Origin of the sequence: Stenotrophomonas sp. WED208, from assembly GCF_040984485.1 — a bacterium.
GTDB lineage: Bacteria > Pseudomonadota > Gammaproteobacteria > Xanthomonadales > Xanthomonadaceae > Stenotrophomonas > Stenotrophomonas riyadhensis.
In genome coordinates, this window is sequence record NZ_JAZARB010000001.1 from 2312660 (window position 1) to 2330391 (window position 17732).

General features: G+C 61.3%; 19 protein-coding genes and 1 pseudogene. 8 read left to right on the top strand and 12 right to left on the bottom strand.

What is annotated here, in order from left to right; genetic code table 11:
• The 3 genes and pseudogenes from VPH47_RS10290 to VPH47_RS10300 form a co-directional block, all read left to right on the top strand.
• Positions 1 to 190, top strand: a pseudogene (locus tag VPH47_RS10290) (hypothetical protein); the annotation flags it as partial.
• 2 nt (positions 191 to 192) lie between these two features.
• Positions 193 to 531: a DUF3653 domain-containing protein gene (locus VPH47_RS10295; RefSeq protein ID WP_368850715.1), complete on the top strand. Its 339-nt coding sequence runs from the start codon at positions 193 to 195 to the stop codon at positions 529 to 531.
• 68 nt (positions 532 to 599) lie between these two features.
• The gene (locus VPH47_RS10300; RefSeq protein ID WP_368850716.1) at positions 600 to 974 is read left to right on the top strand and encodes a hypothetical protein; all 375 of its coding nucleotides are present in this window, start codon (positions 600 to 602) and stop codon (positions 972 to 974) included.
• A 13-nt stretch (positions 975 to 987) separates the two neighbouring features.
• Here VPH47_RS10300 and VPH47_RS10305 read toward each other — a convergent pair whose 3' ends face one another.
• The 9 genes from VPH47_RS10305 to VPH47_RS10345 all read right to left on the bottom strand — a co-directional run bounded on the left by VPH47_RS10305 (position 988) and on the right by VPH47_RS10345 (position 6382).
• On the bottom strand, positions 988 to 2160 hold the full coding sequence (locus VPH47_RS10305) for a zonular occludens toxin domain-containing protein (protein WP_368850717.1): 1173 nt from the start codon (positions 2158 to 2160) through the stop codon (positions 988 to 990).
• Entirely contained in the window at positions 2160 to 2450 is a 291-nt protein-coding gene (locus VPH47_RS10310) for a DUF2523 family protein (RefSeq protein ID WP_368850718.1), read from the bottom strand. Before VPH47_RS10310 ends, VPH47_RS10305 begins: the two co-directional genes overlap by 1 nt.
• Positions 2450 to 3811: a hypothetical protein gene (locus VPH47_RS10315; protein ID WP_368850719.1), complete on the bottom strand. Its 1362-nt coding sequence runs from the start codon at positions 3809 to 3811 to the stop codon at positions 2450 to 2452. The genes VPH47_RS10310 and VPH47_RS10315 overlap by 1 nt, the downstream gene beginning before the upstream one ends.
• A 103-nt stretch (positions 3812 to 3914) precedes the next feature.
• A complete protein-coding gene (locus tag VPH47_RS10320; protein WP_368850720.1) occupies positions 3915 to 4133 on the bottom strand; it encodes a hypothetical protein in 219 nt (72 codons plus the stop codon).
• 25 nt (positions 4134 to 4158) lie between these two features.
• Positions 4159 to 4365 carry a hypothetical protein gene (locus tag VPH47_RS10325; RefSeq protein WP_368850721.1) on the bottom strand — a complete coding sequence of 69 codons (207 nt, stop codon included), beginning with the start codon at positions 4363 to 4365 and terminating at the stop codon, positions 4159 to 4161.
• Between the two features lie 52 nt (positions 4366 to 4417).
• Complete coding sequence (locus VPH47_RS10330; protein WP_368850722.1) at positions 4418 to 4720, bottom strand: single-stranded DNA-binding protein; 303 nt, start codon at positions 4718 to 4720, stop codon at positions 4418 to 4420.
• Positions 4717 to 5694, bottom strand: coding sequence for a replication initiation protein (locus tag VPH47_RS10335; protein ID WP_099473165.1), 978 nt, complete (start codon positions 5692 to 5694; stop codon positions 4717 to 4719). The genes VPH47_RS10330 and VPH47_RS10335 overlap by 4 nt, the downstream gene beginning before the upstream one ends.
• A gap of 284 nt (positions 5695 to 5978) precedes the next feature.
• Complete coding sequence (locus VPH47_RS10340) at positions 5979 to 6215, bottom strand: hypothetical protein (protein ID WP_368850723.1); 237 nt, start codon at positions 6213 to 6215, stop codon at positions 5979 to 5981.
• Positions 6212 to 6382, bottom strand: coding sequence for a hypothetical protein (locus tag VPH47_RS10345; RefSeq protein WP_368850724.1), 171 nt, complete (start codon positions 6380 to 6382; stop codon positions 6212 to 6214). The genes VPH47_RS10340 and VPH47_RS10345 overlap by 4 nt, the downstream gene beginning before the upstream one ends.
• Before the next feature lie 133 nt (positions 6383 to 6515).
• Between VPH47_RS10345 and VPH47_RS10350 the strand changes: the two genes are divergently transcribed.
• Both VPH47_RS10350 and VPH47_RS10355 read left to right on the top strand, forming a co-directional pair.
• Positions 6516 to 7175 (top strand): DUF3693 domain-containing protein, encoded by a 660-nt coding sequence (locus VPH47_RS10350; protein WP_368850725.1) that lies wholly within the window; start codon positions 6516 to 6518, stop codon positions 7173 to 7175.
• Between the two features lie 604 nt (positions 7176 to 7779).
• Positions 7780 to 10725, top strand: coding sequence for a TonB-dependent receptor plug domain-containing protein (locus VPH47_RS10355; RefSeq protein ID WP_368850726.1), 2946 nt, complete (start codon positions 7780 to 7782; stop codon positions 10723 to 10725).
• A gap of 115 nt (positions 10726 to 10840) precedes the next feature.
• Here the strand turns inward: VPH47_RS10355 and VPH47_RS10360 are convergent, their stop codons facing one another.
• Positions 10841 to 11986 carry a glycoside hydrolase family 2 gene (locus tag VPH47_RS10360; protein ID WP_368850727.1) on the bottom strand — a complete coding sequence of 382 codons (1146 nt, stop codon included), beginning with the start codon at positions 11984 to 11986 and terminating at the stop codon, positions 10841 to 10843.
• Positions 11987 to 12261: 275 nt separating this feature from the next.
• Positions 12262 to 13239 (bottom strand): alpha/beta hydrolase, encoded by a 978-nt coding sequence (locus VPH47_RS10365; RefSeq protein WP_180859257.1) that lies wholly within the window; start codon positions 13237 to 13239, stop codon positions 12262 to 12264.
• A 108-nt stretch (positions 13240 to 13347) separates the two neighbouring features.
• Between VPH47_RS10365 and VPH47_RS10370 the strand changes: the two genes are divergently transcribed.
• The 3 genes from VPH47_RS10370 (at position 13348) to VPH47_RS10380 (ending at position 16731) form a co-directional block, all read left to right on the top strand.
• Positions 13348 to 14367, top strand: a complete 1020-nt coding sequence (locus VPH47_RS10370; RefSeq protein ID WP_153855336.1) for an AraC family transcriptional regulator — start codon at positions 13348 to 13350, stop codon at positions 14365 to 14367.
• 60 nt (positions 14368 to 14427) lie between these two features.
• On the top strand, positions 14428 to 15420 hold the full coding sequence (locus VPH47_RS10375; protein WP_368850728.1) for a GlxA family transcriptional regulator: 993 nt from the start codon (positions 14428 to 14430) through the stop codon (positions 15418 to 15420).
• A gap of 129 nt (positions 15421 to 15549) precedes the next feature.
• Positions 15550 to 16731, top strand: coding sequence for a M23 family metallopeptidase (locus VPH47_RS10380; RefSeq protein ID WP_368850729.1), 1182 nt, complete (start codon positions 15550 to 15552; stop codon positions 16729 to 16731).
• 24 nt (positions 16732 to 16755) lie between these two features.
• Here the strand turns inward: VPH47_RS10380 and VPH47_RS10385 are convergent, their stop codons facing one another.
• Positions 16756 to 17694, bottom strand: coding sequence for a LysR substrate-binding domain-containing protein (locus tag VPH47_RS10385; protein WP_368850730.1), 939 nt, complete (start codon positions 17692 to 17694; stop codon positions 16756 to 16758).
• Between the last annotated feature and the right edge of the window lie 38 nt (positions 17695 to 17732).

Consider the following 17732-nt stretch of genomic DNA (forward strand, 5'->3'; position numbering starts at 1 on the left):
GCTAAGCGCGGCGGCGGCAGTACTGATGCTGGTAGTGGTCGCAGCACCCGGCGTCGCGCGCGCAAAAGCCTTTGAAATCAAGGGTATGGAAGCGGGCAATGCCGCAGTCTGTATATTATGTTCGCTCTTGCGCGGTTGGCTGGCGCACTTCTTGCGTCGGCCTCGGCTCCTTCTTTGGCATGGAGCCTGATCGTGCGTGATCGGAAACTGACCGGCCCTTGGGCCGGTTTTTCGTTTAAGGGTGGCCGACTGGTCACGCCCGAGGGCCGCGAGCTGGAACCGCAGGATCTGGCCTGGCTGTCGCTCACCGCTGCGCAAGCGCAGGAATGGCGTCGAATGATGGAGAGCGGCCGCGCGATCGGCAAGCCCCGGAAACCCTTGTCGTTCAACGCTGCCAGCGTGGTGAACCTCTCGGATGCCTTGGCACAGCGCCGGAATAAGCGGTCATCGATGGCGATGGCTGGCCCCGACGCCGAGCCGCCTGCGGCAGTCCTGCCGGTACCGGGGCCGAAACGCCGCCAGCGCGTGTGAGGCGCGTCCGTAGGGGCGCCGCCCCTACACCCCGGCTAGAATGTGCGCAGGACGCCTTGGGGGGCTGCATGGAACGCGAACGACCGGATTACCTTCCACCGATCCAGCGTGCACGCTGGGAGTTTCCGTGGCTTGGCCTCTGGGCTGTGCTGCTGCTGGGCATGGCCGGTGCCGGAATCTGGCTGCATCTACGGACCAGCGACGCCTGGAATGCCCGCTTCAATGGCGAGCCTGAGCCGTCTCCCCCAACCATCGTTGCGCAGCCTCATATGCCCGAACCCTCGGCTGAACGTGAAGCAGCGATAGCAGCGATTCGTGCGCGCAGAGAACGGGCAGACCGCGAAGCCCAGCAGCGACGAACTGATGTCCGCTGCATCGGTGGCGTTGCTTTCCGAAGGATTCCGGGCGGCTGGGAGAACATCCCCGGCCAGCCATGCCCGTGACTGATCACGAATATCAGAGCTTTGTCGGGATCGTCGGGCTGGTCAGGTAGGTATCGGACTCAAATGCAGGCGACTCCGGGAAGCTGCCGTTGGCGCGTTCGCCGCGGCTGATCACTGCGCCCTGTATGCCGGCTGCGTCCCGTGAACTGACTGGTGCCGGCATCGCCGGAGCTGGCGCAGGCGCTGGGGGCTGCGTGGTCTTGTAGGGGTTGTATACCGGACCATTGCGCGCCAGCGTGCGACATTCCGGCTGGCTCAGCTCGTAACGTGTGCCCTGCTCTGTCAGGCATGTGCAGGTGGCCGGGGTGTGCTGACCATTGCCGTCCAGCCCCTCGCCACTGGCGATGCAGTACAGCTGCGGATCGCTGGTCACTGCTCGCTGGTCATAGATCGGAGCAGTCCAGGGCATTGTGCCGATGCGCGGGAGGTGAGCAGTGGCGTACTCAGCGACAGTCGCATATGTGACGGCTGCGCCCGCCCCCGCTTCCGCTCCGCTCCGCGCAGTCGGTCGCATCCCGTCCAACGTGATGGGATGCAGCTGCTTACTCTGCTGCTCAGCTTCCTCGATCTTGGTGTCATAGCGCCATTTCAAGTAGCCAAGGACGGCGCCCAGAAGAACGATCAACAGCAATAGCCAGCGCATCCACATGGGCATGGTGCGCTTAGTCGTGATCTTTGTAGTGCTGGTGTAGTAGTCGAAGACGTACTTCGGCCTGATCCAATCAACCGTGTCATCGCACTTAACTTGGACGTTGCTCTGATACTGATTCCAGCGCTTGAGCTTGGTCTTGCTGCGAACGATGGACGTCTGCCGAACATGCACATGCTCTTCATAGAGGCCGCGCAGGAATGGGTCCAGCTGCAAACCCTGCTGCGCAATCAGAATGAAATCAAATCCACGGTGCCGATGCGTTGCCAGCGCCTTGACATGCGCGGGAACGGCAGCACCAGGATTGCGGTTCGGAAAAACCGTGTAGCACTCATCAAGCAGAACAACGGAACCGTCAGGCAGCTCTTCCCACTTGGATGGATCTTCGAGATACGTCCATCCCGCCTTGGCGTAATCGAGGTCCTTTACACCGTGTGCATAGATGGCCCTGCCCTCCTTTTGGAGCTTGAAGGCCTTGTCCAGGGCGTAGGCGGTCTTCCCGTGGCCGGGTTGGCCGGTGACGAGGTACAGGGCCATTACTTGCTCCCAATCTTGCTGAGCACAGCGGCCTGCGCGCGCGTCGCAAACCACGCGCTAAGGATCATCGTCACAGCTACGCCGATCCCGGTTGCGCCCCAGTAAGCCTGAAACAACGGCGGAAGCGCGCCGAACTTGGATTCAACGTAGCCTTTCAATGCAGGCATTGCCACTTCGTGGGTGACGAAGCCTATCCCAAATGCAAGCAACACACGACCAATGATGCCGGGAAGGTACTGGCGGAGAGCGCTCACGAGAAGCGCTACGAGCGCGGCAAGAATTTGAGGCATTACGGAGCTCCCCTACCGAGGATGAAGACAGACGTGACTGAGGCGAACAGGATGATTGCCGCTTTGATATGAGCGATGTGATCGCAGAAGAATGGCGGAGGAGATGCCATGACTTGCACAAACCCTGAGCCAATTCCACTACCGCCACCACCACCCGCGAAGCCCATGCAAGAACCGCCGCCACCGATGCCGCTCTGATCTAGATCGCTTATCGATATCTGCTTGGTAGTGAGTACCTTCGTGTCATCTGGCGATGCCCCCGCTCCGGGATCCGTGTTCATTCCGCCCACCTTTGTCCATTCCGGCTGGGACCCGTCACCGCCATTGTTGCCCTGGCCTGCCATCTTCTCTGCGGCGCATGCGGTGCGCCACTGCATCAAAAGTCCTGCGTACTCCATTGCGTCGCACTTCTCGCCGGTGCACACAGGCATCGCAGCGCACGAGCCTCCCGCGATGTTCCGGTTCTTGCGGGTATTACAGTCGATCCGCCACTGGATGCGCGCCTGACCGCACAGGATCGGCGAGCCGCTGCAAGAGGGTGGAACGCTGCAATCATCGCCACCCGAGAAGGTGTCCTTATCGCCCGGCTCATCAGGCTTCCCGTCATCGTCGGAATCCTTCTTGCACGTGCCGTCTGGTCCGCGCACCTCGCCCTTCGCACACTGACCGTCACCGGGCAAACAGCGCCCATCGGGCGACCTCACCTGTCCTGCTGGACACTCGTTCTCCTTCTTCTTGCAAGTGCCGTCCTGCTGCTGTGCCATGCCGTCAGGGCATGGCTCTGGGGCGCATTGCCCCAGTGAGTTTGGCTTAGTCCCGCCGCCGCAGTCTGGCTCCTTCTTCTCGCATACGCCGACCTGCCGATTGTAGAAATAGGAGTCTCCACCGCCCATGGCAGCGTTGCACTTGTCATCGCTATCGTAGGAGTCGCCAGTGCATGAAGAATTGGATTTAGTCGATCCATTGACAGTTCCATCCTCATTGTGTCGCCACAACACGGTACATCCAAGGTCGCACGAGAATGAGCCATTCTGTGGCTTGTACTGCCCGCCAGGAAACGCGCCGTTGTAGTCAGGCCGAGCCTCGCAAGCGGTATCAAAAGGAACAGTTTTGCTGTGCCAACCCTGATAGCGGCCGTCACCGAAGAAGCAGCTGCCCGATGCGTTGACGCTGCCCCACCCCACAATGAGCTTTATCTCGCCCTGAATGTGCGTGCCAGCGGTAGGGGCCGATTGATTGCATGACTCATGCACCTGCTTGACCGCAATCTGTGTCGCCTGCCCCTGATCCACAGCCTGTGCTAGCCCTGGCATGGACACGAGCAGAAGAAGAGCCGCCCTTAGCCATCCATTGCGAGCCATAGCGCCCCCAGTAACGCAATCATGACGAAATAGCCGACGTAGGCCATATCCACCTCCCCAACAAAAAAGGGGCGGGTTTCCCCGCCCCAGTGGTCCATGCGAATCAGCTGTTCGTCGCCTTACGACCCGAGCGAATGAGCAGGATGATGCCCGCGATGCTCATGATGATGACGCCGATGGCAGTCAACTCAGCCTTGTCTACACCCGACTCAACAGCCGACGCATACTCGCCAGCGAATGCAGCGGCGGGTGCCAAGGCGGCGGTGGCGGCTGCGCCGAACGCAACGATCTTGGCACGGGACTTCTGGATCAGATTGTTCATAGAAGCTTCTCTCTTTCTGGGTGATTTAACCGCCTGTGACCCGGCGCGATTGCCGAATCATGTAGCCGATAGCCCAAGCTCCCGCGATGACAACGGAAACCTCGAAACCATCCTGTGCACTCATGGGCGGAATGAGCATGGGTGCAGGCCCATAGAAAGGAGCGACACACTGGCCGGTAGAGGCATCAAAATCAGCCTGTTTGCAGTACAGAGTGAGAACCGTCTCTTCCATGGGGACTCCTGTGACCGGCGAACGCTATTGCCCATGCGCCGGTCTTGATTGGTTACTTGGCAGCTGCTGCAGAGGCAGAAGCAGTCGCAGCAGGTGCGACTGGAACCAGCACGAGGCGGCGACCGACAATCAGATCGCCGTACTGACCCACGTTGAAGCTGGAAGCATCAACCTGATACTCGCCAGCCGGATATGGCGCCTGCGCATCGTCCAGACCGAGGCGGAACGGATGCGGGAAATCCTCGCCATCCTTCATGATGGCGGCGGACTGCTCGCGAAAGACCATGATGGTGCCATCCTTGCGCTTGATCTGGCGCGGGGTGACGGTGGCAGTGCGGATGATGATCTTGCTCATGCGGGTATCTCCAATTTCCATACGATGATCCGGCCCCTGTCGGTGATCACTTTCCACGGCGAGGGCCAGAAATCGCCGGTGATTTTGTCCACGTAGCCGCCCAGGGCTTTGCGGATGTCGGCAAGTACGCCGAGTGCATCGCGTGCTGCCTTAGGTGCTTTCCACCAGCGCAGTTCACGCTTCGATTCCGTGTTGAGCCCACCGATGGCATGGGTGCGGAATCCCTTCGGGAACGACGCGAGCATGTCGGGGGAAAACTTGCTGGCGTACTTCGCCAGATAGCCCACTGCATTGCGGGCTTTTTCGATCTTGGTATGGCCGTGAGGCCACCACCCTGCCCTGTCAGCCTTGGGCAAGAAGATCCCGCGAGGGATGTAGATCAAGACGTGGTAATGGGGAACCCCGGCTTTAGTGAGTTCACCGCACCAGAGGTAACGGAAACGCGGACGGTATCCCCGGTAGCGCAATCGGACAGCTCGATTGAAGAAGCCCCGGATGCGCTTAAGTGTCTCGCTAATGTCACGAGGGCCAGCGTCACTTCCGTTTCGGTAAGTCGTGGTGAGCATGTACCACGCGCCACGGAACGAGCCTTGTTTCGCCTCTTGGTCATGAAGCCTTGCTCCGGTAATCAGCGACTTCTTCAGCCGCAGTCCGCGAATGTGATTCGGGTCGAGAGTGAGCGACACGCGGCGCGTGTCACTTGTTGAAGAATGGACAAGCCCAAGGCGTCGGCCTCCGGCCGCCGCCGAGAATCCGTGCGCGGCGTTCTTCTCGTTGAACAGTTCGGCACGACGCTGGGCGCCATAGGCGCGCGCATTTGCAGCGTCGAACGCAGCAAGCTCGGGCGAGCGGCGATCAACCGGCGTTGCCGATACAGGCACGCGCACATCGCTTTCGCTGCACTCGTAGCAGAGACCACCCTTGAACAGGTAGACGCTGATGTTCCCGCAGAATTTGCAGGTTCCGCCGCTCATTCGGTCGGCTCCTGAAGGATGCAGATGCACGTGCGGCGGCAGCAGCAGTGACCGGGTCTACAGGCAGGCAGGCGCCAGAACCTGCGATAAAGGCGGTCGAGGAACAGGCTCACTTCAGCCGCCTTTCGCGGGCGCGCAGCCATGCGACGAACATGCAGATGAAAATCCAGCCGCCTACAACAGTGAGGAAGGCTTCAAGGTCACTCATTCGAATGGCCCCCTGCCGTCACGTAGATGCTTGAACCACCAGAAGATGGCAACGAGAACAAGCGGGATCAGGAAGATCACTGACGCACCTCGGCGCGCTCCTGCTCTTCTGCAAAGGCGGCTGCGGCCAGCAGATCGCCGCGCTTGGTGGCGGCAATCTCAGCCTGTGCGAGTGCAATGACCTGGGCTTCGCGGGACCGCTGCGAGGCGGTGTAGTCACGCCGGTCGAGCAGCCACGAAACGATGCGAGCGCCGCCGATGGACGCGGCCACGATGGCCGCCAGCAGCACAAAGGTAATCAGCGGATCGATCACAGGCACCCCCCTTCCAAATAGGCGCGCTCCAAGCGGCGCCAGCCGTGTGCAATGCGTTCCCATTCGTTGGCCGAGGTATCCCAGCCATTGCGCCGCGAAATCGCGGACTGCTCTTGTGCGTACTCAGCCATGCGTGCGCAGGCTGCGGCGTCTTCGGCGTGCGACATGCCCTACCCCCTGCCCCAAGCCCCAAGAGAACCCGCCAGCGGCCTTGGGGTGCCGGTGGCGGGTGTCAGGATTGATCCTGACGGGAGCAGATGTAAGCTGATCTCCTAACGAGGTGTCAAATGGAATCCTTACATGAACGCCATTGCCGACCTGCTTGACCAAGCACGCGCAGGGGGAAACTTCAACTCAGACATGGGCTTAGCCACACGTCTTGGAGTTTCGCGACAGACTCTTCACGCGTGGCGCAAGGGCACAGCGCCCATCCCGGATGAGAGAATTGCGCAAATCAGTGAGTTGGGCAAGCTCGACGGCGCCATGTGGATGGCGAAAATTCACGCCGAGCGAGCGACCTCTCCGGTGGAACGCAGGGTGTGGAGGTCGGTATTGGACAGGCTAAGCGCGGCGGCGGCAGTACTGATGCTGGTAGTGGTCGCAGCACCCGGCGTCGCGCGCGCAAAAGCCTTTGAAATCAAGGGTATGGAAGCGGGCAATGCCGCAGTCTGTATATTATGTTCAATAGAGCCTGGGCAACTGGTACGACCCAGACCTTCTCCACGCCTGCGCTCCCAACTGATGGGATTTGCCCGTGGGTCGCGCCCCTTCTTGATTCTTCAGGAATTCCTTAAGGCGTTAAAGCCTGCTAGCGACAACAATCAGCGGCAGACTCCTGCGCTTCCGTCGAGCAACAGCAACCGGACAAACGACCCAGGGCCACCTGAGCGCCACATGCAACCGCGCCGGCAGATTACGTTCGCCTCTGAGCGCGATCGTTCCACATTGCCAAGCGCCTGATTTCCGACAGATCTGACGTACTCGGCCCAGTCTTTTCGCTCAGATTTCACCGCCTCCAACGCCTCGTGAAGCCGAGCATCAATCGATCCTTCCAAGCGCCAAGTCGGCTGCAGTGCATATGCGTCAGTTTGAACGCCAGCGCCCATCACTGCCCAGGGAGTTCCGCGAACAGAACTGGCACGTCTTCAAGGCCCAGCGCCCCGGCTGCAGGCGCGTGCTTATGGTCGATCGGCCGACGTCGAACTCGGCGACACCCCGGACCAGGCAAAGTCTCCCGTGCTCACGCCCCGTGCCCTCAGGATGGGCACCCGCAAGTGAGACAAGACTTGATGAATTGGCGCATTTCTTAAACGCCATATGAATAACGTGAAGCCCATCACATCAAGCCGCCGCCACTGCGGCCCCGTGATGTTTTCGCAAGATATTGATAGATAAGGAAATAGAACTAGATAAAGAACACTCTCACAATGTCAAGAGAAATCCTTAACGCAGCTTTAATTTATGAGATTTCAGGGGCACTATCGACTCACCTCGCAGCCAATGGCGTTAACCGCCAGTCCCTGCGAGGTATGCGAACACAACCCAGCTTCCCTGGAGAGAGCCCATGACCCGCAACAGCAATCCGCTGCGCGATGCCATTTGTCTCGCGTTGGCCGTCAGTGCAGTTTCCGCAGCCGGCACAGGAACAGCGATAGCGCAACAGCCCACCACGCTGGATCGAATCGAAGTCACAGGTTCGCGAATTCGCCAAGTCGATGTCGAAACCGCGCAGCCCGTACTGACCGTGAGCCGTGCAGACATCGAGAAGCAGGGATTCTCCTCGGTCGCCGACATCCTGCAGAACATCAGCGCTGTTGGCGCCCCGCCGATCAGCCGTGCTCAGCCACTGTCGTCAGGTGAGAATGTCGGCGGCACCTACATCAGCCTGCGCAACCTCGGTGCAACCCGCACCCTGGTACTGGTCAACGGCAAGCGCCTGGGCATCACCACCGCAGGCCTGCAGGACATTTCGACCATCCCGGTCTCGGCCATAGAACGCGTGGAAGTACTCAAGGATGGAGCCTCGTCCATCTATGGCTCCGACGCCATTGCCGGCGTGATCAACATCATCACCCGCACCAACGTGGAAGGCGTCCAGGGCAGTGTCTACTACGGCCAGTACAGTGAAGGCGACGGCGCCACCCGTACTGCTGATCTGGTCATGGGCTTCAAGGGCGAGCGCGGCTCGCTCACCGTCGGCGCCGAGTACGCCAAGGAAGACAAGGTCGCCTCGGCGGATCGCCCCTACTCCGCCTTCCCTCGCTCGGCCAATCACCCCACCTTCGGCTGGACCACGGTAGGTCAGTACGGCGGCTTCGTCAGCCGCCCCGCCGATGCGCTGCCCGGCGTGACCTATCCGGCCGCCTCGGCGAGCAATCCGTTCCGCGAAGTTCGCGTGGTGGTGCGCGATGGTGGCGATCCGCGCAACCCAGCGGACTACCGCCCGCAGAACCTGAACTCACTGTCGACCCAGGATAAGACCAACACCAATCTGCAGACCGACCTGCGTACACCGCAGACGCGCCGTTCCGTATTTGCAGATGGCGTATACGACATTACCGACACCCTACGCTTCCGCACAAACCTGCTGTACAGCTATCGCGATGCGAGCCGTCAGGTCGCCGGCTATCCCTATCAGGCATTGGCCTTCGGCTCACCGATGGCGGCCAACAGCTACTTCAATCCGCTGGGCACGGAACTCGGCAACTGGTGGCGCCGAACCTGGGAAATGCCGCGCCGCACTCGCTCGGAACTTACCACCTACCGTGTCACCGGCGCGCTGGAAGGCAGCTTCGAATTCGCTGGCCGCAGCTTCGACTGGGATGTCAGCTACCTGTACAACAACAACAAGTTGACCGAAACCGCCACCGGTGACATCAACCTGACGGCGCTGCGCGCGGGAGTCGGGCCGTCGTTCATGAACAGCAGTGGCCAGGTCCAGTGCGGCACCGCCGCCAATCCCATCAGCTTCACCCAGTGCGTGCCGTTCAACCCCTTCCTGTCATACGGCCAGACCGGGCCGGGCGCGCTCACCGGCAACGACGCCCTGCTTCGCTTCATGTTCCCAACCATGCATTCAACCGCGGAGACCAAGACCAAGGCGCTCAGCGCGAATCTGGCCGGCACCCTGTTTACCCTACCCGCGGGCGACCTGGGCTTCGCCATCGGTGTCGAGCAGCGCAAGGAGAGCGGCGAGTTCAGCCCTGATGCGCTGGTGCAGTCGGGCAACACCTCGAGCCTGACCGCTTTTCCAACCGGCGGCAGCTACAAGGTCGACGAAGTCTATGCCGAGCTGAACATCCCGGTATTGGCCGATCTGCCGTTCGCACGTGAGCTGAGCTTCAACGTGGCCAGTCGCTTCTCCGACTACAACACCTTTGGCAATACCACCAACAGCAAGTTCGGCTTCAAGTGGAAGCCAATTGATTCGTTGCTGGTGCGTGGCACCTGGGCCGAAGGCTTCCGTGCCCCGACCATCGCCGACCTGTACTCCGGCGGTTCGCAAGCGTTCGACTTCTTCACCGATCCGTGTGACGTTACGTACGGCGCCTCGCGCAGCAGTGCCTCAGTCCGCGCACGCTGTGCCGCGCTGCTACCGGCCGGCGTGAATGCCGACGCCTTCCGCCAGCTGGCACAAGGCTTCACTCCCACCACGGCTGCCACCTCGCAAACGCCAGTGGCCTTCCTGGCCGGCTCCAACCCGAACATCACGCCGGAAACCTCCACCTCCAAAACCCTGGGCTTCGTGTACAGCCCGCACTTCGTGCAGAACTTGAACATCTCGCTCGACTGGTGGCAGATCAGGGTGAAGAACACCATCATCGCTGACACTTCAAACCTGATCTTGAATGACTGCTATGTCAACAACATCGACGCTCGATGTGCCCTCTTCAGCCGCGACCCCATCACCGGCATCGTCACCGATCTGAGGCGCACCGGCATCAACGCCGGCTACCGCGAAGTGGAAGGATTCGATCTGGATGTCAGCTACCGATTGCCGACCGATCGGTTCGGCAACTTTGGCCTGCAGTGGAACAGCACCTACACCAGCCGCGACGACCTGGTCACCACCCGCAACAAGGTCTCTCACCCGAATCCGAACACTGGCGTGAGTTGGGGTTCGAACTTCCGCATCCGCTCCAACGTGATGCTGAGCTGGGACTACGGTGCGTTCGGTGCCAGCTGGACCACCCGCTACTACTCTGCAATGAAGGAGGCCTGCCTGAGTGCTGCGGCATTCCCGGATGAGTGCAGCGATCCGAACTTCCGTTCACCCAACAACCAGGGCGTCTCGATCGGCAGCCCGACCAACGTTCGTGGCGCCACGGTCTTCAACGACGTGCAGTTGCGCTGGAACGCACCGTGGGACGCGACTGTCGCCCTGGGTGCGAACAACGTCTTCGGCCGTGTGGGCCCGACGATGTACAGCCAGCCGAGCGCCAATGTCTCGTACTACGGCGGCTTCGACATCGGTCGCTTCTTGTACATGAAGTACACCCAGCGCTTCTGATTACAAGAAAGTGTGACTGCCGTTGGCTCTCTCTTCCACGCCCCGCGAGGGGCGTGGTCTTCTATCGGGTGAAAGGACTGCAGCTTTGTCCGAAGGGTTCAGATGGCAGATTCAATCAAAGAGCCTTCGATACGTCCTCAGCCGTCGCTACCATACGCACGATCAGCACCGCCAGCAGCGGAATGGCGATTCCATACACGTACTGGGTCAGTGTCACGCCAATCCCGAACGGGAACCAGATCGTTGGAAACCCCAGCGAACCGAGTTCGCTCGTGTACTGCGATACGGTGATCATCAGCATCACGATCAAGGCCATGCCTCGCATTGGCCCATTGCGGGCAATCCGCGCGGCGACAACCACGAGCAGCGCGAGTGTGCCGAGGCGGAAGACTTGAGTGCCCCAGGCAGCCCCCAGCGCCGCCAGAACAAAGGCGCTACCGTCGATCATCCGCGAAGGTGGAAGTACCCAGCGATTCCACGCCAGTGCCCATGCCGCCAGGCTGAGCGGCATCCACAGCACATTGTTCAGCCATGCATAGGCAGGAAGACTGAGCAGATCCGTCCAGGAGACGATCGCGTTATCGAGCCGCTTCACGGCAGAGAGCAGAAGCGCGACGCAAACGAAGGCGATGAACGACCGCTGGCTGCTGAGCGGTCTTAGCAACAGTGCCAGCACGATCACCATGGCCATCGCAAGCGGCTCAACGACTTCAACACTGTAGCCCGCGACGGTACGCCACCATTGCACGCGATACAGCTCACGGCTTTCTGGCTGCGGGGCAAGTGTCGGGGCCACGTGGATGCCGCCGCTCGCAGGGCCGGCAGCGCTGCCGGGCTGCATGAATGCTCGTATGGCGATCACGCCCTGCGTGCCTGCGGCATCGGCGGGCAGCGAAAAGATCATCGGCCGCGTACCCACGACACGGGGCGACTCCCCTAGCCTGCCTGAGCCCCCCAGGCGCTTGCCGTTCCAGTACAACTCATAGCCATCCTCTACGGCGGTAGGCCCCAGGATGTCCCACACGCGGTCGCCCTCTGGAATCGCAAGCGTGCGCCGGTACCAGGCGTATCCTTGATACCCGTAATGACCGTGTGCCATCCATCCGCTGACATAGTTGGGCAGCCCCACATCGCCGTCGATGCTGCTGGCCGGTGCGCTCAGGTCGAGCGTTTCCCAGGACGAATCATCCAACGCAATATCCGCCCAGCGCGGATCGTCACCGACCTGGAATTTCCACGCCCCATCGATCAGAGGCGCCACTGCGCGGAGCCTGGATGGATCAGGCCGACCACCGAGGGCAAGGACGGCGGCAGTACACACCCAGGCCAGCAGGGTCAGTACTACGGTCCTCACCACGAGCTTGTGTTGCCCCGATGAGGCAGGAGAGGGAGATCTGGTCGCCGCAGTCATCACGGGTTCTCTGTAATGAAGTCGCCAAGGATTCCTACTGCCATGCACGGATGTCATCCTCCGTACAACCCGTGCCTACTGCAACCCTCCCCTGCCCCGTCCAATCCCAGCTCCTTGCCAATGGGTCATCCAATCCCGCCCACAGACGCCACCCGCATGACGAAGTTTGCGATCGTCTCCTCCATCTGCTGCAGACCTGGATCCTCCAGCGGGTAATGCCCGGCATTCCTGAGCAATACAGTCTCGACCTCAACCTGGCGGATGCGCGAGAGGAAGGGCGTACTGAGATGCAACGGTGTCCAGTGATCATCTGCCGGCTGGGTCAGGAGCACCGGGCAGCGGTCGAACTGCTCGGGTTCGAGTGCAGGCCGATAGTTCCCATAGCTGTCCAGGAACCGAATCGACATCCGGTTTCCAGCAGATGTCCGGTCGCGCAGAAAGATCTCCATTGCGACCTTGTCGTTGGCAAGCGCACTCATTTTCGACGCCAGCGTCATTGGATATCTGAATGCAGCAATTGGAGACTTCGCCAACAGGCCCATCAATGGAATTCCAAGCCGTGAGGTCAGCAGGTCGTGGGCCGTCTCATCGCGCACCTGCTGTGATCGCTGGTCAAGGAAGGTCATGCCCACAATCCCAGCCACTGTCCCCTTTGGCGCCTTTGCAGCAGCGTGATAGGTCAGCATCCCGCCAGCACTAAGGCCATACAGCACGATGGGGCGCACGTCCCGCGCCCGCTCAAACGCAATGAAGTCGACAACGAGATCGACCCACTCGTCGTAGGAGAAGGGGGCACCGCGCGCTACCTTGGTGAGCCCGTAACCAAGATTGTCCAGTGCCACTACTTCCAGACCTCTACGTGCCAAAGGCGCGCCCAGGATCATCGACATCTGGCGACCATTGGTGCCTACGCCGTGAAGGAGGATGACCTTCGCCGGTGCTTCCGCATTAACGTATCTGTCCAGGTGGACCTCGTGTCCTCGATGACTCCAGTACACCTCCTTGGGGGCAGTTGCCTCGTCAAGACGAAGGCGCGCAGGTAGCCGCGTTTGCAGGTCCCTCCATTCCTGCTGATCACGGTAGTAGTCTGGCTTGGCGTTCATGTTCACCTCGATTCAAGGACAGAGGGCATGCTCCTCCAGGCGGCGGCGGCCAGGGATGCTTGTTCGGGACAGGCGCTATAGAATTTGTGCCAAGCAACGGACTTGATCATGGATCCTTGGCACTACCCGCGCAGCCCTGCTTCGATCGAGCTCATGCTGCGTTTTGGCGAAAGTCGTGGGATAAAGACCCCGCAGCTGATGACGGGCACCCGCCTGGCGGCCGCCGACCTGAAGGACCCCGACGCGATCATTTCGGCGACCCAGGAACTGAAGGTCATCGAGAACCTGCTGAAAGCGTTGCCGAAAGCATCCCGCGCCGGGCTGGAGGTAGGCCTGACCTATCGGCTTTCGGCGTATGGATTGCTCGGCTATGGGCTGCTAAGCAGCGCAAGCGGCGAGGCTGCTCTTGCCCTCGCCCGGCGCCTCCTCCCGCTGACCTACACCTTTGCCTCCATCACGATCACATCGGATGGGCGCAACGTGCAGATGGCATTCGCCCCTGCCCCCGAATTGATCGGTGACACAGCGCGCTTTGTGGTGGAACGTGCCATGGGTGCCACCGCACGTGTACTACATGACGTGATCGGGCGGGACTTCCGATTGGAATGGTTCGAGCTCGCCGGGGCAGCCAGTGGCTCAGGCTCGGGTGTCTCTACCGTATTCAGTGCACCGGTACGCCATGGCGCCATCAAGGGTTCTCTGGGCTTTTCATCCGCCTTGTTGCAGCGTCCACTGCCACAGGCCAACCCGATCACGGCCAGAATGTGCGAACAGATGTGCAATGAGCTGCTGAGGAAGCGTAGCCCCAGGGTAGACACGGCGGCCTTCATCCGCGAACACCTTGCCGGACAATCATTCAGGCATCCGCCGTCGGTCGGCGAATATGCACGCATGCTCAACACCACCGAGCGCACCCTCAAACGCAGGCTGCAGAGCGAAGGAACAACGTTCCGCGAGATATCCAACGGTGCGCGTTTGGCCCGCGCAGACATCCTGATGCAGGACGGGCGCCTATCCCTCGCGCAGATTGCCGCCGAACTGGGATTCAGTGAACCAACCACCTTTTCGCAGGCCTACAAGAAGTGGACCGGGGTGCCGCCAGGCAAAGCCCGCAAAAGCGGCATTTAACCGCAACATTCAATGTCGGATATGCTGATCGCACCCTTGCCACTGGCAGGACCACAATCCATGGCACAGGCCTTCACACGTACCATCTGCATGCTGATCTACGACGGCGCGCAGTCATTGGACATCAGCGGCCCTGTGGAAGTGTTCGCTCTGGCAAGTCGCCAGGCCGAGGAAGACCGCGCTGGCAGTGCACCGCTGTACTCCGTGAAGCTGATCGGCAGACACTCGAACTGGGTTGTGGCCTCCTCCGGCATACGCCTGCTCCCCGATATGACGTGCGAGGAGATGCCCGACAATACCGACACGCTGCTGGTGTGCGGAGGAATGGGTGACTCGCTCGATGTCATCAGGGCTGATCGGGCACTGGTCGAATGGCTGGGACGAGCCGCAACACGCGTGCGGCGGATCGCCTCGATCTGCAGCGGCGCTCTTCTGCTGGCCGAGGCGGGCGTCCTTGATGGCCGTGAGGCCACGACGCACTGGAGTGATGTTCGCGAGCTGCGCGAGCGCTATCCGAAGGTGCACGTGCAACCAGATGCGATCTACACGCACGATGGCCATGTGTGGGCGTCGGCTGGGATCACCGCGGGGATGGACATGGCCCTGGCGATGGTCGCAGAAGATCGTGGCAAATCGCTGGCACTGAAGGTGGCCAAGCGGATGGTCATGACCAGCAAACGCTCCGGCGGCCAGAGCCAGTTCAGCCGCCAGTTGCAGTCTATGGATCTACCCGACCACTTCCAGAAGCTGGAACAGTGGATGCGGGAGAACCTGCATCTTCGCCTGAGCGTGGACGAACTCGCGCAGCGTCTGCACATGAGCCCCCGGCAGTTCAATCGCAGATTCGTCGCGACCTTCCAGCTTACGCCACAGAAGTATGTGGAAATGCTGCGCGTCGAAGCAGCCAAGCCATTGCTTGAGGGCACGCGCAAGGACATGCAATGGGTTGCCAGTGAGTGCGGATACGGTTCGGTGGATGCGCTCCGGCGCGCCTTTCTCCGCCAGCTCAACGTGACGCCAAGCGAGTACCGGACACGGTTTGGCTCTGTCTAGAGCGTCCCGATCCGCAGGATTGATGTCCGCATCCGCCGGTGCGCCTCAGCTACGTTATCGTCTTCGCGTCACCTCATCGCGGCGCCCTTCGGCTCGTGCCGTGAGCGCCCGCCCGCCTAAGGATATGCCGTGACCCGCTACGCCCCACGTTGCCTCAGCCTCCTTGCGGGGATCTGCGCCGCCGTGCCGCTGCCTGCATCGTCGCTCGAGCGGCTTCCGCTTCCGGCCGGGTGCAAACCCGCCCAGCGTTCTGCGCAGGCACGCCCGATGGAGGCCATGGACGTACCCGTTTTTCCGCCTGTCCAGCTTGATGTCCGTACCCCCTTCGAGCCCAGTGCCTTCAGTGCGGGCGGCTATCGCTACCTTGTGTACGAACTGCAGCTGCAGAACTACTCGGAAGCATCATTGCGCGTAGAAGCAGTGGACGTATTGACGCCCGCACCGGATGGGGCCGAGCTTCTCCTCAGGATTTCAGGACAGGCCCTGCGCGACCAGATGAGACTGGTCGGTAGCGGTGCTGTTGATTCCGCGCAGACGCTGGAGACAGGACGAGCGGGGACGGTCTTCCTATGCGTTGCGTTCGACGGATCGTTCCCGGTGCCTGATCGCCTCCTGCATCGCGTCGTGCTGGACAGTGCAGTGGCGCAGGGCCCCGAGGTGGGCACGCAGCACGACACCGTGAAGGTGCTGTCCAGCCCCGTCCGTGGCAGCCACTGGCTGGCGGACAACGGGCTCGCACTTGACCTTCATCACCGTCCTGGCGTGTTTGTCGCCGGAGGGACAGCCCAGATTTCGCGCCGATACGCCATTGATTGGAAGCGCCGAGTCGACGGCAAGCTGCTGGCGGGAGCCCCCCTGGATGTACGCAGCTACCATGCGTACGGGGAACCGGTATTTGCCGTTGCTGATGCCACCATCATCCAGGCCAGGGACGGGTTCCCGGACAACATCCCGCGGACACCGGCCGGGTTCACTCCTGCCGTGCCACTCAGCATGGAATCGTTGGCGGGCAACACCGTGGTTCTGGACCTGGGCGATGGCCAGTTCGCGCACTATGCCCATCTTCAACGTGGAAGCGTCGCGGTCAAGGCCGGGCAACGGGTCAAGCGTGGCGAGCTGCTGGCGAACATCGGAAATTCAGGCGATGCCAGATGGCCACATCTGCACTTCCAGGTGACAACCGGCCCCGGCGTCATGAGCAGCGAGGGTGTGCCGTTCGTGCTTGATCATTTTCGTGCCAAGGGCCCTTCAGGCCAATGGACCGTGAGGCGTCAGGAGTACCCCCTGCTCGACAGCGAGCTCGACCTCTGATCCAGACTGGGCGAGGGTCATGCCCTACCCGGCCTCGCGAATCCGTCGTGCCGACTGGCGCAGACTGTCGATCAACCCTGCGATGGCCGAATCGCTGCCCGTCGCTTCACGCCAGTACATGCCGAGTGCTCCTGCCGACCCCATCGACAAGGGCAGCCGGGCCATCTGCCTCAGGCGCACGAAGTGATCCGCTACATGTGCCGATGCGGCCAGCAACAGATCGCTGTCGCGCAGAAGCGAGATGTTGGCCAGCATGGAGGCCGACTCCACCGCATAGGGCGGCGGCGTCAGTCCGATCTCGGCCAGGCCGGTTTCCAGATTGGAACGGATCGGCGTTCCCACAGGCCACACGATCCACGGGTAGTCGAACGCCTGCTGCCAGGTGAGCGAACGCTTGCGTGTGAGTGGATGACCGAGCCGCGCGACCAGCACAATCGGCTCCACGTACAGCAGCTCATACTGCAGGCCAGGTGGCGGATTGCTGCCGCTCAGCCGTCCGACGGCCACATCCACCTGGACGCGTTCCAGCTGTGACAACAGTTCATCCATCGTCCCCTCGCGCAACCCGATCTGGATGTCCGGCTGCAGGCGCATGTAACGCGCGATCGCATCAGGGACCAGATCGAACGTGGCCGCAGGTGAGGTGGCAAGCATCACCCGGCGCAGGCCGCCGTGGCGTACTGCCTCCACATCCTCCTCCGCCCGCTGCATCGCGTTGAGAACGCGTCGCGCATAGAGCAGCACCAGACGGCCCGCCGGGGTCGGGCTGATGCCGCGTGCGTGCCGGTCGAACAAGGCCGTCCCGATGTCCTCTTCCAGTTCGCGCAGCCATTTGGACAGGCCCGGCTGTGTGGTGTGCGCCGTCCGCGCGGCTTCGGACAGGCTGCCGGTCTGTTCCAGCAACAACAGCCACTGCAGATGCCGCATATGCAGGCGGCGCGACCAGTCGAGAATCCCAGACATATGCGTTCCTATATGGATGAATACTCAAAGATCATTTT

Bases quoted from the DNA above. Each gene is read 5' to 3' on its own strand.
- VPH47_RS10335 (WP_099473165.1), bottom strand. From the start codon at position 5,694: ATGAGCGGCGGAACCTGCAAATTCTGCGGGAACATCAGCGTCTACCTG.
- VPH47_RS10365 (WP_180859257.1), bottom strand. From the start codon at position 13,239: ATGAACGCCAAGCCAGACTACTACCGTGATCAGCAGGAATGGAGGGAC.
- VPH47_RS10300 (WP_368850716.1), top strand. From the start codon at position 600: ATGGAACGCGAACGACCGGATTACCTTCCACCGATCCAGCGTGCACGC.
- VPH47_RS10305 (WP_368850717.1), bottom strand. From the start codon at position 2,160: ATGGCCCTGTACCTCGTCACCGGCCAACCCGGCCACGGGAAGACCGCC.
- VPH47_RS10355 (WP_368850726.1), top strand. From the start codon at position 7,780: ATGACCCGCAACAGCAATCCGCTGCGCGATGCCATTTGTCTCGCGTTG.
- VPH47_RS10315 (WP_368850719.1), bottom strand. From the start codon at position 3,811: ATGGCTCGCAATGGATGGCTAAGGGCGGCTCTTCTTCTGCTCGTGTCC.
- VPH47_RS10385 (WP_368850730.1), bottom strand. From the start codon at position 17,694: ATGTCTGGGATTCTCGACTGGTCGCGCCGCCTGCATATGCGGCATCTG.
- VPH47_RS10310 (WP_368850718.1), bottom strand. From the start codon at position 2,450: ATGCCTCAAATTCTTGCCGCGCTCGTAGCGCTTCTCGTGAGCGCTCTC.
- VPH47_RS10350 (WP_368850725.1), top strand. From the start codon at position 6,516: ATGAACGCCATTGCCGACCTGCTTGACCAAGCACGCGCAGGGGGAAAC.
- VPH47_RS10325 (WP_368850721.1), bottom strand. From the start codon at position 4,365: ATGGAAGAGACGGTTCTCACTCTGTACTGCAAACAGGCTGATTTTGAT.
- VPH47_RS10375 (WP_368850728.1), top strand. From the start codon at position 14,428: ATGGCACAGGCCTTCACACGTACCATCTGCATGCTGATCTACGACGGC.
- VPH47_RS10345 (WP_368850724.1), bottom strand. From the start codon at position 6,382: ATGTCGCACGCCGAAGACGCCGCAGCCTGCGCACGCATGGCTGAGTAC.
- VPH47_RS10370 (WP_153855336.1), top strand. From the start codon at position 13,348: ATGGATCCTTGGCACTACCCGCGCAGCCCTGCTTCGATCGAGCTCATG.
- VPH47_RS10330 (WP_368850722.1), bottom strand. From the start codon at position 4,720: ATGAGCAAGATCATCATCCGCACTGCCACCGTCACCCCGCGCCAGATC.
- VPH47_RS10320 (WP_368850720.1), bottom strand. From the start codon at position 4,133: ATGAACAATCTGATCCAGAAGTCCCGTGCCAAGATCGTTGCGTTCGGC.